The organism is Pseudomonas putida (genome assembly GCF_001941965.1).
In the GTDB taxonomy this organism is placed as follows: domain Bacteria; phylum Pseudomonadota; class Gammaproteobacteria; order Pseudomonadales; family Pseudomonadaceae; genus Aquipseudomonas; species Aquipseudomonas putida_L.
Window position 1 is genome coordinate 160,621 of the sequence record NZ_MKZO01000067.1, and the last position, 13,286, is coordinate 173,906.

17 protein-coding genes are annotated in these 13,286 nt (G+C 62.0%); all 17 read right to left on the reverse strand.

The window, feature by feature from the left end:
- Positions 1-18 precede the first annotated feature (18 nt).
- Positions 19-516: a lysis system i-spanin subunit Rz gene (locus PSEMO_RS28275; protein WP_075806171.1), complete on the reverse strand. Its 498-nt coding sequence runs from the start codon at positions 514-516 to the stop codon at positions 19-21.
- A complete protein-coding gene (locus tag PSEMO_RS28280) occupies positions 513-1,064 on the reverse strand; it encodes a glycoside hydrolase family 19 protein (RefSeq protein ID WP_075806172.1) in 552 nt (183 codons plus the stop codon). Before PSEMO_RS28280 ends, PSEMO_RS28275 begins: the two co-directional genes overlap by 4 nt.
- A complete protein-coding gene (locus PSEMO_RS28285) occupies positions 1,061-2,116 on the reverse strand; it encodes a phage late control D family protein (protein ID WP_075806173.1) in 1,056 nt (351 codons plus the stop codon). Before PSEMO_RS28285 ends, PSEMO_RS28280 begins: the two co-directional genes overlap by 4 nt.
- A 61-nt stretch (positions 2,117-2,177) precedes the next feature.
- The gene (locus PSEMO_RS28290; protein WP_075806174.1) at positions 2,178-2,384 is read right to left on the reverse strand and encodes a tail protein X; all 207 of its coding nucleotides are present in this window, start codon (positions 2,382-2,384) and stop codon (positions 2,178-2,180) included.
- Positions 2,359-3,204, reverse strand: coding sequence for a phage tail protein (locus PSEMO_RS28295; protein ID WP_075806175.1), 846 nt, complete (start codon positions 3,202-3,204; stop codon positions 2,359-2,361). The genes PSEMO_RS28290 and PSEMO_RS28295 overlap by 26 nt, the downstream gene beginning before the upstream one ends.
- 9 nt (positions 3,205-3,213) lie before the next feature.
- Complete coding sequence (locus PSEMO_RS28300) at positions 3,214-5,529, reverse strand: hypothetical protein (RefSeq protein ID WP_075806176.1); 2,316 nt, start codon at positions 5,527-5,529, stop codon at positions 3,214-3,216.
- A gap of 139 nt (positions 5,530-5,668) precedes the next feature.
- A complete protein-coding gene (locus PSEMO_RS28305; RefSeq protein ID WP_075806177.1) occupies positions 5,669-5,968 on the reverse strand; it encodes a phage tail assembly protein in 300 nt (99 codons plus the stop codon).
- Between the two features lie 18 nt (positions 5,969-5,986).
- On the reverse strand, positions 5,987-6,496 hold the full coding sequence (locus PSEMO_RS28310; RefSeq protein WP_075806178.1) for a phage major tail tube protein: 510 nt from the start codon (positions 6,494-6,496) through the stop codon (positions 5,987-5,989).
- A gap of 12 nt (positions 6,497-6,508) precedes the next feature.
- The gene (locus PSEMO_RS28315) at positions 6,509-7,675 is read right to left on the reverse strand and encodes a phage tail sheath subtilisin-like domain-containing protein (protein WP_075806179.1); all 1,167 of its coding nucleotides are present in this window, start codon (positions 7,673-7,675) and stop codon (positions 6,509-6,511) included.
- 84 nt (positions 7,676-7,759) lie between these two features.
- Positions 7,760-8,188, reverse strand: a complete 429-nt coding sequence (locus PSEMO_RS28320) for a phage tail assembly chaperone (RefSeq protein ID WP_178392069.1) — start codon at positions 8,186-8,188, stop codon at positions 7,760-7,762.
- Between the two features lie 17 nt (positions 8,189-8,205).
- Positions 8,206-9,843: a phage tail protein gene (locus PSEMO_RS33955; protein WP_081430352.1), complete on the reverse strand. Its 1,638-nt coding sequence runs from the start codon at positions 9,841-9,843 to the stop codon at positions 8,206-8,208.
- Positions 9,840-10,445: a phage tail protein I gene (locus tag PSEMO_RS28330; protein ID WP_075806181.1), complete on the reverse strand. Its 606-nt coding sequence runs from the start codon at positions 10,443-10,445 to the stop codon at positions 9,840-9,842. Before PSEMO_RS28330 ends, PSEMO_RS33955 begins: the two co-directional genes overlap by 4 nt.
- A gap of 1 nt (position 10,446) precedes the next feature.
- A complete protein-coding gene (locus tag PSEMO_RS28335) occupies positions 10,447-11,328 on the reverse strand; it encodes a baseplate assembly protein (RefSeq protein ID WP_075806182.1) in 882 nt (293 codons plus the stop codon).
- Entirely contained in the window at positions 11,325-11,651 is a 327-nt protein-coding gene (locus PSEMO_RS28340; protein ID WP_075806183.1) for a GPW/gp25 family protein, read from the reverse strand. The genes PSEMO_RS28335 and PSEMO_RS28340 overlap by 4 nt, the downstream gene beginning before the upstream one ends.
- 121 nt (positions 11,652-11,772) lie before the next feature.
- On the reverse strand, positions 11,773-12,333 hold the full coding sequence (locus PSEMO_RS28345) for a phage baseplate assembly protein V (protein ID WP_075806184.1): 561 nt from the start codon (positions 12,331-12,333) through the stop codon (positions 11,773-11,775).
- The gene (locus PSEMO_RS28350) at positions 12,330-12,836 is read right to left on the reverse strand and encodes a hypothetical protein (RefSeq protein WP_075806185.1); all 507 of its coding nucleotides are present in this window, start codon (positions 12,834-12,836) and stop codon (positions 12,330-12,332) included. The genes PSEMO_RS28345 and PSEMO_RS28350 overlap by 4 nt, the downstream gene beginning before the upstream one ends.
- Complete coding sequence (locus PSEMO_RS28355; RefSeq protein WP_075806186.1) at positions 12,833-13,168, reverse strand: phage holin family protein; 336 nt, start codon at positions 13,166-13,168, stop codon at positions 12,833-12,835. Before PSEMO_RS28355 ends, PSEMO_RS28350 begins: the two co-directional genes overlap by 4 nt.
- Positions 13,169-13,286 lie beyond the last annotated feature (118 nt).

Genomic DNA, 13,286 nt, shown 5'->3' on the forward strand with positions numbered 1-13,286 from the left:
CGCCCTACCCTACACCACTCAGAACACCAGTGCGCGCACGTAGGCCTGACAGGCGCGCAAGGCGATCAGTCCCTCGTCGCCGTCGCCGACGATGGCGACAATTCGTCGAGCATGCGCCGGGTCAAGTCGGGCTCGCGGGGGGTCATGAACCACGCTGCCGGCGCCGGCGGTGGCAGGCACAGCGGTGGAGTCGGTGTCGCTGGCGAGGAGGACTGACAACCGCAGATCGGCAGTAGCCAGGCGGTCGCGCAGGCGAGCCTGAGTCTGTTGGGCATCGATAAGCTCCCGGGAATGGGTCTGGTCGGCGGACTGGAGGCGTTGTTCGAGGACCAGGCGATGGCTCTGCTGATCCTGCAGCTGCGCGGCAAAGGTCTCGGCCTGTTGCTGGCGCTCGCGGGCGTATTCGCGCTCGCGCAAGGCCATGGCCCGTTCATGACGCCAGGCCTGGACCTGCCAGGTCAACGCGCAGGCCGCCAGCACCAGCAGAGCCAGGGCGATCAGGCGGGCGCGGCTCAACACAGCACCTCCCGGGCGCGGGCCCAGAGCTTGAGACGGTCCTCCAGCCCGTTGAGGCCGCCATTGATATGCCGGGTGATGCGGTTGAACTCGCCCAGGTCGGCCAGTTGGTTAAGCCCGCGCGAATGCCAGAACCAGGCCGCCGATTCAGTTGCCCACTGGGGTTCTTCGAGCATCTGCGGACGCGCCAGCAGGCGTTCGTCCTGGAACAGCGCCATGCTGCAGGCGCGGTAGTTGTTGCGGCCGGTGATCTGGATCAGGCCACGACCGCAGTACAGTTGGCCATCGCCATCGGCCTCGGGGGTGTTGCCCAGGCGCTGGGCCAGGGTGCCGGTGTCATAACGTGACAGGTACTGGGCCGAGCCCAACTCTTTCACGTAGCGCAATTGACCGGACTCGTGACCGATCTGGGCGAGAAAGGTGGCCATGCGGCGGGGCGTGTCGATGGACCAGTGGGCCATGGCGGCATTCAGCGGTGCAACGAAAACGCCCGCTGAAGCGCGGGCGTTGGGGTAGATGCGGAACAGTTCGGCTTCGGTCAGATTCATTTCCGGCCCTCGCTTTGCTCGGCCTTGAGCGGTTTGGCTTGCTTGGTTTTCTGCGTCTTCGCCGTGGACTTGCCCTGGTTGGTACCGTTGCACTGGACGGTGGTGTCCCAGCCGCTGGCAGTGAAGGTCTGGGTCACGGTATCGATCAGGTAGTCGCCGTCGAGCCCTTCCTTGATGCCTTGGACATTGAGCATGCGCTCGGCGAACAAGTCGGTGCGTCCGGCCATTTCCAGGTACACCGTGGCAGTGCTGCGCTTGAAAGCCTCCATACGAGCCTTCGCGGCCTGTTCGGCGGCTGATTGATTGGGGTAGACATGACGCATCGTGAACACCGCGCTCACATCCGGCGGGCCGTTCTGGTTTTCCGTCTGGACCTCCTTCTGCTGGCCGGTCGCGGGATCCTGATGACGGGCCTTGACCGCCTTGACCGTGCCACGGTCCTGCAGGTGAAACTTCCAGCGCCGGACATCCCGCAGGCCTATGCTGACCACTCCCAGAGCCTGGCCACTGGCACTCTTGCCGCCCTGGCGTGGCAGCACCAGCAGCGCACCGTCAGCAATCTTCGCGGTGCAGCCGTATTGAATGGCGATGCGGGTCAGGAAGTTGAAGTCAGACTCGTCACGCTGGTCGACACGCGGGATGACCGTCGTCACCGGGCACTGCGGCTGCCAACCATTGCGCGCGGCGATGTCGCGGACGATCTGCTGCAGCGGCACGTTCTCCCAGCTGTCACTGCGGATGGTCTTGCCGGTGCCGCGCATGTCGGCGGCCTTGCCGCGAATCTCCATGGTCGAGGCCGGGCCGGAGAGATCGATCTGATCCACCGTGTAGAGGCCCAGCCTGGTCAGCTCCTGACCCGCGTAGCCGAGGAACACTTCGAGCAGGGCACCACGTGCCGGCAAGGCCAGTGCGCCGTCACGGTCATCGAGCTTCAATTCGAAGTCGTCCGACTCCATGCCGGTCTTGTCGGTCGTGCGCAACAGCAGTACACGATCGTTGACCAACGCGGTGATGTCCTTGCCATCGGCGATGATGCGAAACACAGGTTGCATGTTCAGGCTCCAGAAAAGAAAGGCCCCGCACTGGGCGGGGCCTGAAAATGCAAGCAGTCGGTCAATCCCACAGGAGCACCGTGGCATCGGCGGTCGCGGATAACTCCGGTAGCCTGATCAGCACCCCGGCTCGAAACGGCTGGGCCTCGTCGGCCAGGCCCTGGTTGGCATCCAGCACGACTTCGACACTGCCCTTAAGATGGCCGTAGTAGTGCTGGCACAGGGTATCGAGCGAATCGCCTTCAGACGTTCGACATATCGTCGCCATAACTCACGAGCTCCAAGGTGAAGGTTTGTCTTCCGGGTATACCGCCTGCCATCAGCGCCTCCTGGGTTTCGGTGATGCTGGTCAGACACCAGTTGCCCAGCACCTCGCCGTAGCCCGTGGTCAAGGTCAGTGGCTTGAGTTGCTCGGCGATGCTGCGCAAGCGCTGCAACTGGCCGATGCCGGCCCTGAAGGTAGGAAAGACCACGCCATCGAGGGTGATCTTGTCGTCGCCCAGGCCGACCGCCTGTTGCGCCTTGCTGCGCGACAGACGCTCCTGTGCGGCCCAGGTATAGGCGTTGGTCCGCTTCAGTTGGTTAAAGGCCACCGTGTCAAGGTTGAAGTAAAACGCCTCCTGAGCGATCTGCAGTGGCTGCAGGATCATCAGGTGCGGGTAGGGTTTGACTGCTTCCTCGGCGGGCGTGGTCGGTGGGGCGAACGCTCCGGTCGGCAAGATCGAGCCCAGCGAAGGGCTGATCTTGCCGGCGATACGGTTGATAGCCGCCGCCGCCTTGCCCGCCTGCTCGGAAAAGGTTTCCATGCGGCTCTCGACTTCACCGATCACCGACACGGCCTGGTTGTACTTGGCGGCAACCATACCCACCGTCGACTGCGCCACCTCGATGGCGCGCATGGTGCGCTGCAGCTTCTTGCCGATGACTTCGCCCACAAAGGGCAGATTTTCCAGCTCGGTGGCCGCACCGGTGATATCGCTGACGGCGCCATTCAAGGGCCCCAGCATTTCATCGGCGCTGCGCCGCCCGGCTTCGCCCGCCGCTACCAGCGAGCGCAGGCTGGATTGCATTGATTCCATGTAGGACATGGATATTCCTCAGACGTAGCCATGGGTTTCGTCCATTCGGTCAAACAACTGACCACTGGTGTTCGCCTGGGCCGCGAGGCCCGTGAACATGCGCTGGATTTCCGGCTGCAGAACGCGAACCAGCTCCAGAGGGTCAGTGAGAATCCCTTGGACATTGATATCGATGTTGGGCGTAACTGCGAAATGCTGCGGCGCCGCACTCGCGATCGCCAACGCCGATGCCGAGCCCTTTTCGGGAAGTACAGTTTCCGCCGGGGTCTCACCGAGCAAGGAACGAACCACCTCGCCTCCGGGAGCATTTGCCACAGGGTGGGCCAGTAGCGAGGGCTCGCTGCGCAGAGCCCCAAGACCTTCCCGCGTCAGGCTGATTGCATCGCCAGGTCCCCCTATCTCAAGGACAGAGGCGCCTGCCTCGGGCATGGAGGCATTACCCCCTACCCCCAGCAAATGTTTCAGCAGCCAGAGTTCAAGCCCCAGTCCCGAGGGCTGACCGGGAGTTTTCGCACCGGCTCCGGACGGCGAACCCGACGCCTGTGGCGTGCCTTCAGTGACATCCTCGCTGTCGTCGCCCCAAAGGTCGCCGATCACGCCACCGATCAACTTGCCAAGCCCCCCGCCGACAAGGTGACCAAGAGCACCGAAAGTGATAGAGCCAGCCAAAGCGCCCGCCGGCCCCAACGCTAAGCCGGCTGCCGCTCCCCCTAACGTTCCGCCCACGCCACCGATCGCCATGCCGATGGCTTCGCCGTAGCCTTGGGCCTTCTCTTTGAAGGTCGTGGCGTTTTCCATCGTGTCGACAGCCTTGAATCCAGCTGGCAATAGAGCCCCGGCCACCCCCAGTGGCTTGAAATAGCGGGACTCCACAAGACGTCGCAGAAATCCGCCGGCTGCCGGGGGACGAGGTGGCCCCTCGACGTCGGGCACGGCGCCCATCAGCCTGCCGGCCGTGAGCTTGATTCGTGACCAGATCCCGCCTTTGCCGGCGGGTTCGGCGCCTGCCGGATTGGCCAGGGCCTTGGTGGCATCTACCACGAGCTTTGCCTTGCCGATGGCCCCCAGTCCCTTCACTAGACCAAACCCACCCAATGCAACTCCGCCCAGGACCGTCACTGCCCCACTGAACGTGTCCACGACGTCGCTGAGGGCGTCCGTGGCCAGCGTCATCCATTCTGTCCATCCCGACACGACAGGTGACAATGCATCACCCGTGACTATCGACAAGCGCTCTTCGGAAGACTCACGCGTTTCCAACTGTGATGCCAAGGTCTCCCTGCGCTTCGCCAGATCAATGCTGATATGGTCCGCAGGGCGCACACCCGGGGACGGCACAAGCTTCTCTCCGTACGCTTCCGAGCCAGGCTCTACGGTCGAACCATTACGCCTGTACTCCAGGAAACTTGCCTTCGCTCTGTTCAGCACCTCGTAGAAACTGCCGCCTTTGCTGGACTCGGTCTGGATGATTGCAGACAAGCGAATCACGTCGTCCTTACCGCCGCTGCCAACTTGAGGCAAAAGCTGGCTCAGCGCCTTGGCCGAAGACTCCAGGCCGAGTGATCCTTGCCCCGCTTGGCCAATTACCGTATTCAGCACAGCGGACAGGTCCGCCTGATCGACCTTACCCGTGTTCAAGGCCCAGAACAGGTCGGAAGCCACCGCGCTCCCCATTTGCTGTCCGGCGACAACCCGCGCGGCCTGAAGGCCTTGGTCCTTTATCGTGGGCAAGTCCATCCCTGATTCGAACATGCGTGTAAGCAGTCCGACGGCGTCGAGCAGGCTCATCCCTGTTTCTTCGTAGATGTCATTCGCCAGCACCTCAATGGCCTTGGTGTCGGCAGGCCGCAAGTTGGCGTCCTTTTGACCATTGGCAACAAGCTTTTCGACCTTCGCTTCGTATTGCGCGAAATTGGCGATGGTCCTGTCCACGACCTTGCTCGCTGACTTCGAAGCGCTGGAAATGATGCCACCTGGCGTCTGATCGGCGAGTCCTCCATTGGCGCTGTCGCTGTGGAGCGTCTCCATCGTTTTGCCCAATCCGACCGTAGCCTTGATCAGGTCGTCAAGCTTGGGCGGCACTTCGCTCAGGTACTTGCTGATATCGCCTATTGCCAATAGCCATATCGATCCCGGAACCGCGACGGTGTCATTGGCTCCGTTGTGCTCGGCGAGTGGTGACGCGGCCTGATTGATCTGCCGCAGAGCCTCGCCAATTCGCTGGGCAAAGCCCTCGAATTGCCTGACCTGCTGTTCAGTCTGACTGAACGCCTGTCCTACGGATGGATCGACAGCGCTGCCAATCCTTGTTTCGACTTTCAGTTCGCCCGCCATATATTCCTCCCTGCGCGCAAACCCGGCTCACTCGGTGAGCCACCAGACCATGTCGGCGTACGACATGGTCATGATCTCGGCGGCAGAGAAGTTCAGCTCTTTCGCGAGCCGCTTCGCTGCCGCCTTCTGCCTTGAGGGATCAAAGCTCGTCGTCTTGCACCAAGCGAAAATAGCCGGACTGCAGACGGCTGTAGTCCTTCAGGGCGAGACCCTCCAGATCCTTTACGCCGACTTCGGCGAGCGAAGCGAACAGGTTCAGCTCCCGGGTTTCGTCGTCGGCGCTCCCCGATTGCGCGGCACGCAGGTCACGTACGGTCGGCGCACGCAGCGACAGGCTGTCGACCTGCACGCCGTTGGCCTCGGTGGCACGGCTGAGCTTGACCATCACGCGGTCCGCGCTGACGGTCAGCCAGGCGGGTACTTTCGTTGCTTGCTTCATACGAGCTTTGTCCTTGTGTCAGAGGCCGAGGGCGGTACGTTGGGCGATGAGCTGGTCAACGCCGTTGATCACCCGCTTCATGCCCAGCGGGTCGATCTCGTACATCAGCCGACCGTCGATCTCGAGCTTGTAGTAGGTCAGGGAAACGGTGTGCTTGACCGCGCTTTCACTGGCGGTCTTCCACTCACCCATCTCCACCGCGGTCAAGGTGCCGCGCAGAGTGACCACTACCGGGGTGACCGCACCTTTCAGGCCCTTGAAGGCACCGCGGAAGGTACCGTTGAAGGCCGAGTTGTCAGCCAGGCCGAAGAACTTCAGCGACTCCGGGCGGACGCCGGCAGTGGCGAACTCGGCGGTCATTTTCTCCAGGCCCTGGTCGATATCGACCGGTGTGTCCATACCGCCGAAGCGCTGCTCGGCGAGTTTGACCGACAGCTTCGGCAGGGTCAGGCTGCTGACGTTGCCCTGGAAACTGACGCCATCGACGAACAGGTTCAGGTTGGCCAGGGTTTGCGGAATCATTGCCATGTGTATTTCTCCTTAAGCGGCTTGGTCGAGGACTTCGGTCAACCACTGGTTGGTGACCTCGACACGGAAGTTGGGGTTTTCGGCAGGCGGTACGTCGGTGAAGCGGATGTTCCAGTAGACCTTGCCCTGCTCCAGCTGGCTGGCGGTGTTCAGGTCCGGGTCGGCGTAGACCTCGAAATTGATGATTGCGCCCTGGGCCTTCAGGTCGCGCATGAAGTTCTCCAGGCCCTCGGTCACGTCCTTGACGTAGGTCGCGGTGATCGAGCGGTCCACCGCCCATTTGTGGCCGTAGAGGATCGCGTCCATAACGATGTCCAGGGTCCGCACGCGGGTGACGAAGGCCCATTTCGGATCGCTGGACAGGGTGCGGTTGCCCCACAGGCGGAAGCCGTCGTCGCGGATGATGGTGGTGATGTTGGCGTTGTTCAGCAGGTTGGCCCGGCAGGTCTCGTCGCCGTCGAGGAACTCCACGGCACGGGTGGTGCCGGTGATGCCGACGAATTCCTTGTTCGATGGCGAGGCCCAGAAGCCGTACTCGTTGTCGGTCCAGGCGAACAGACCGGCGACCCAGGCCGAGGCCGGTGCATCGACGGTGGCGTCGGCGCCGGTGTCCCAGTACTTCACGCCCGGATCGACCATGAACGCGCGCTTGGCGCCGAAGTTTTCCGCATAGGCCAGGGCGGCCTCATCGGTGGTGCCCGGGCCGTCGATGATGGCCAGGCCGCGCAGCTTGTCGGCCAGGGCCACCAGGGCGGTGCCGACGGCCTGGGTGGCGCTGTGTTTCGGGGTCACCAGCAGGCGTGGCTGGGCATTGAAACGGCTCTTGCCGTCGAGCAGCGCCTGCAGGCCGGTACGCTTGCCGTCAGCCTCGACGCCGCCGATGATCGCCGAGGTCTGCTCGGCGGCGTCGGTCAGCTTGGCCACACCACAGGCGACGATGACCGCCTTGGACCGGGCGAAGACGGCCTGGCAGGCCTTGGTGATGGCCGCATCGGCGCCGAACGCGGCGATGGCTTCACGCTCGCTGGTGATCAGCACCAGGTCGTTGGCCTTGGCCGTGGCGGTCGGGCCTTCGGTGAAGGTGTCGACCAGGCCGATGATGGAAGAAGACGGCAGCGCGATGCTGCGCGCACCGGTGTCGACGTTGGTAACGGTGACGCCGTGGAAGAATCCACTCATGTGTTTATCTCCAGAAATGAGAAGGCCCCGTCAATGCGGGGCCAGGGATACAACAAAAAAGAAAATGCCCGTCAGAGCGGGGCATCAGAGGGGTTGCTTTAGCATCCAGGGAAGCGAAACCGGCCTCTCCTCGATCTCAGGAAAACTTGCAGACTGAGGCCAGTCGCGTAGCGCTTGTAGATACACCAGGAGTTCGGTGAAACGCTCCGCAGTGAGGGTAGTGGTCAGCCCCAGTTCCAATTCGTCACGATGACGATCACGCAGCCATTGAGCATCAGCGATGGCACTGTCACGCCACACCCGCTCCTTCGCCTCGATTTCTTCTTGGGACAAAACAACAGGCTCGCGCTCCATGACAAGCAGCTTGCCGCCTTCGTATACGATTCGCTTGCCAGCGTTTCGCTCAGTAGAAAGTTGCTGAAATTCTTCCAGCGTAACTTCTATTGCATCATCCGGTATTTGCTCATGGATTTTCGGATCATAAAAGCACTCTGTAGAAACGCTAAACAGCATCATTCTTCCCATACTAGTCACCGACCTAACGCCAGAATCCAACCCTTGCCACCGCCGCCGAATGTTCCACCGGCCGACCACAGATACTTGGTAACATCCACCACTTGAACAATGGTTCCATAACTCCCTCCAAACCCGTTGACAGTCTGATAAGAAAGCTGCAACCAGGCACCAAACACAGAGTTAAATGGCACAGGAAAGTGCCGGTAGTCCGTATAGGATCCCGACTCTTCACTATAGGACCACTGTATCATGAATCCGCCCAACCACTGCGGCAGCTTGATATAACCGACGTCAGGAGTAAAGCTCGAACTAAAGCCACCAACCAAGTAAGCGGGGGGCACAGCAATATGACCCGAAGCACCGCTAACAACTTCAGCATACGTGGCGAATCGGCACATCCCAACTACTGCTTCTGTAGCTGCCTTCGCCTTGGACGCAACATAGTACGCCAGCCCCGCAACACTGACCCACTTTGCCGGTGTGGTGCCAGCATCAAGGTCGGGGACCGTCGCCTCCATGCTTCTGTCTACAACTTCCGACACGTTGTAATTCTGACCGCCCGTGGAACCTGCGGGCCAGGTTCGAACGTACACGTGCCCCCCCGTTACGCTAAGGGTGGCCGCCGGCACTGTCGCGTTATGCTTCTGCCAATTCTGGCCATCCCAGTAAATATTTTGACAGGCGCTCGATTCTAGTGGAGAACTGACAAAAGCATAGTTGGTCCCATGTAAGTCATAACTACCACCCGGCAACGGATTCAGGTTGGGAATGGCATCACTGATACCGTAACCTGCGAGTGTAGTAGCCTTATTCGACTTGGCATTCAGCGCACTATAAACTTCATTTTTCGCAAATGCGTCTGTTATTCCGTAGCCTGCAAGAGTATTGGCGCTATTTGCCTTCAAGGACAGGCTGGAATCGACTGCGGCCTTGGAATAAACGTCCAGAACGTTCGATTTCAAAGACAGAGCGGAATCGACTAAAGCCTTGGAATAAACGTCCAGAGCGTTAGATTTCAGAGTCAGCAAGTAATCAACGGACGCCTTTGTGTAAACGTCTTGAACACCGATGCCGGCAATAGTTGTCGGGTTCGATCCCTGCTGCACAACTCCACGCTCATCAACAATTACCTTCGTGTAAGCACCAGCCACCTTGTTCTTCGGCAGAACGCTCACGATCGCGGCGTCTACATATTCCCGCGTCGCCAGCACCACCGCCGGGTCAATCTTCAGTTGCACATTCGCAGTACTGGTCACCACCAGGTTCAACCGCACCACTTGGGTCTTGCCGGTCCCCTGCGCCAGCAGCGGCTTGTAGCTCGGCGCACAGTTGGCCACTGCGACCAGGTCACCGGCAGCGTCATAGAGGCCGATCTCGCGGATCCACCAGCCACCGACATCCGGCGGAATCACCTGCTCGGCGATAATGATGCTGGCATCCTTCGGGTCCACCGAAAGCTGGTTGAGTGGCGCCCGGCGGCGCTCGTTGATCAGTTTGGTCTGGGTGCGCGAAGGCACCGGATCGGTGTTGTTGGCATCGCCCACGCCCATCTGGGCGAAGGTCCAGGGCACGCCCAAGGCATTCGCGTTGGCCTGCTTGGCCTCCCCCACCGCAGTGAGGATCGCGAAGAACTGGCTGTTCTGGTCAGTCATGAGTAAACGTCCAGGGTTTCGATTTGATGGTCACGGCCGATGAAGCCGTGGTTGCCGCGAACCTCGATATCGCGCAAGGCAGGCGGATAAATGTCGATGGCATCGCCTTCGCTGAGTCCGATGGCGGTGCGCAGGTAGCCCTTGCTGTCGAGGGTGATGGCGAGGCCGATCAGATGGCGACTGACGGGCCGCGCATCGTCGATCAGGGCGGTCAGTTCGTCGTAGGTCTCTTCGCTGATGCCGGACTCGGAAACACCGATCTTCAGCGCGAAAGTACCCGGCACGCCCTGCGGTACGGTGTTGAACCATTCGGCAACTTCGATCAGGTAACCAAAGGGCTCGACCACGCGGCGCAAGGCGCCGAGGGTGCCCTTGCGAGCATGTACCCCGAAGGAGCCGCGAATCACCGCGCGCTTGACCGACTCCGACCAGTTCTCGTCCCAGCGGTCCACCGACCAGCTCAGTGCCAGTTGGTGCAGCAGGTGCGCGGGGCAGGTGTCGGGGTTGTACAGGGTGCGCAGGGGGATCTCGGTCACCTCTGCCGAAGCGTCTTCGAGCGCTCGCTCCAGCAAGGTGCTGTTAAGTGGTAGAAGGCTAGTCATTTCAGCCTCCCGCAATCACGTTGAACCCCGTACACCAGGCAGCCTGGCCCTTGCTCGGGCGAATGTCCTGCCAGCCGATCAGCTCGACCCGGGCGACACCGCTGATATGCAGTTGGGCATCGATGCCCGAGCGCGCAACCTCAACACCAAGGCGTCGCCGCGGATTGATCCAGGCCTGCAACCGGCGCCGGCACTCGACCAGGGTCGCCTCGGTTTCCGGCCCGTTACTGGCCATGTGCAGTACCGCGTCGATCGTATAAGGCAGGATCTCGGCGCTGCGCACCGTCAGGCGATCCGCCACCGGACGTACTTCGTCGTCATTGAGGTAGGCCGCGACCTGCGCCAGCAACTCCGGACTGGCAACACCGTCGTTATCGAAGCTCAGCACCGTCACATCCACCACCGCCGGCGACGGGCTTTCCGCCGTGGCATCGGCGACCTGGCCGGAGGCGTTACGGGCATGCAGGATGTAGCTGTTGCGCGGGCCTGCCGTGGTCAGTCCTTCATAGACCAGTTCGATACGCTCGCGCAGGGCGTCGTCTTCTTCCAGTACCTGCTCGGTCGGTGGCACGGTGCTCGGGTCAGCGGCACGCACTACCAGGCGTTGCAGTTGCACGTTGGCGGCCAACTGGTCCAGATCACTGCCTTTGGCATACGCCAGCAGCAGCGCCTTGGCCGCATCGTTGACCCGTGCCCGGTTGAGCAGAGTGCGATAGGCGCCGACTTCCAGCAGCTTGGTCACCGGGTCGCTTTCCAGTTGCGCGGTCCAGCTGTCGCCCATGTGCGACCTGAAGGCCTCCAGGTCAGCCTGGAAGATATCCTCGAAATCCAGGTCCTCCAGCACCTGCGGCGCGGGTAGCGCCGAAAGGTTCACGATACTCATGCCGTCACCTCCAGGATCTGGCTGTCACCCAGGTATTGCCCGGTGAGCTGCAGGCTGATCTGCCCGTCCACCACCGCCGTGACCCGGACCCGTTCCAGTTTCAGACGCGGTTCCCAGCGCACCAGGGAGCGTGCGACTTCGGCCTGCACCGCACTTTTCCAGCCTTCATTGACGGGAAGGTCGACGAAGCGGCGCAGCTTGCTGCCGTAGTCAGGACGCATGCGCCGGCTACCCAGCGGGGTGGTGAGGATGTCCTCGATGGACTGGCGCAGGTGGGCGAGACCGGAAAGTGGCTGACCGGAGCGGCGATCCATTCCGATCATGGCGCTACTCCTTCGCTTGATTGGGGTTGTGCACTGCGGCGCGGACACCGGGTGCGAAGTGCTTTTTCGTGGGCGCCATGGCGTTCCTCCCTGGCATGAAAAAACCCGCAACGGGCGGGCTTCAGTGTTTGTGGTTCGGCGTATTGCCTGCGGTATCGATGATCGTGCCGCCGCCATGAATGTTTCCCGTCACCTCCAATGCACCATTGATCTGCACCGGACCATTCAAGGTCAGGCTGCCAGCGGTCAGCGTGATGGAGTCGGGGGTGGCCGTCAGCGTGCTGCCGCCGACCTTGAGGGTGATGCTGCCGCGGGGCAGATCGATGCTGTAGGTACTGGCCTGCCAGTCGTAGACCAGCGAGCCGCCATCGTCGAAACGCCAGACTTCGACGTGCTCGCGGTTGTCCGGTGCACTGCCGGCGTTGCCATAAAGACCAGGGATAAAGGTGCCCTGGGCCGGCTCGCCGCTAGGACTGACCAGCATGCCCTGCTCGTCCAGGCTCGGTGCCCGCCAGTGCCGGGCCTTGCCGGCGGCCTGGCTGTGCCAGCGCACCCAGGCGCTGGTCCAGCCGGCGCCGTCGGACACCCGGACCCGGGCGGCAGCCAGGTCGACCGCCACTACCCGGCAGGGAATCAGCAGGCCGGCGATCATGCGGTCGTGCATCGAACTGACGTAGCTCATGCAAAATCCTCCGGGGCCTTGTAGTCGCTTTCATGCCCCGGCCCGGCATCCGGGTCGAAGGCCAATACCAGGGTTCCCGGTGGCTGGTTCGGCCAGGGCCATTGCGCCTCGCCCAGATGCAGTGCCTGTTGCCACTGCACCGTCCAGGTCGATGAGGAGGTGGTCGTCGGCACGGCCTGGATGCCAATGGCTTCCTCGACGAAATCGATGCCCCAGTACTGCTTGCGCAGCAGCACCATCAGTTGTGCTGCCAGGGTCACCGTTTCCAGTGGCGCTTGTGCCCGACTGCCATCGGTACTGATGCGCGCTTCGAACGTGGCCACGACCCGGGAATGACCATCACCGGGATCGATGCCCGGTTTCAGATCGACGATGCCGTGAAACAACGCGGGCAGCGGTGTTTCCTGTTGCACGACGGCATAGCTGCCGACGGTGGCCAGTTGCGGCATCGCCGCTTCGATGCTTGCGCTGATGGCCTGATGCAGTGCATTGAGGTCGCTCATGATCTCTCCTTGCTGTCAGTGCCCAGCCCGAGGCGCTTGATCGCCCAGCGCTCATAAAGCCCCATGGTGATGTCCGCACCGCCGACGGCGGTCAGGCAGCCCAGGGCACTGGCCGCCCACATCGAGAGGCCGCTGGCATACAGCAGCATCACGGTGGACACGCCGCAGACCATGCAGGCCCCCGAGCGCAGCGCCAATCGCCTGAGCAGGGCGCCGCCTCGGGCGCCTGCCTTGTCCGCTCGCCACATCTCGCCGGAGACCCCGCCCAGCAGCGCCAGGACAATCACCAGCCAGATCGGCATTTCCAGCAACGTCTGTTGCTCGCTTGTCACGGTCCTGCCTCCTTTCTACTTCCCGCACAGCGTCGGGCCGAACGGGGAATGGGACCGAGTGGTTACTCGGCATTCCAAAAAGCCCGGGAGCACGTCCTGGGCTTTTCAGTAATGCGTC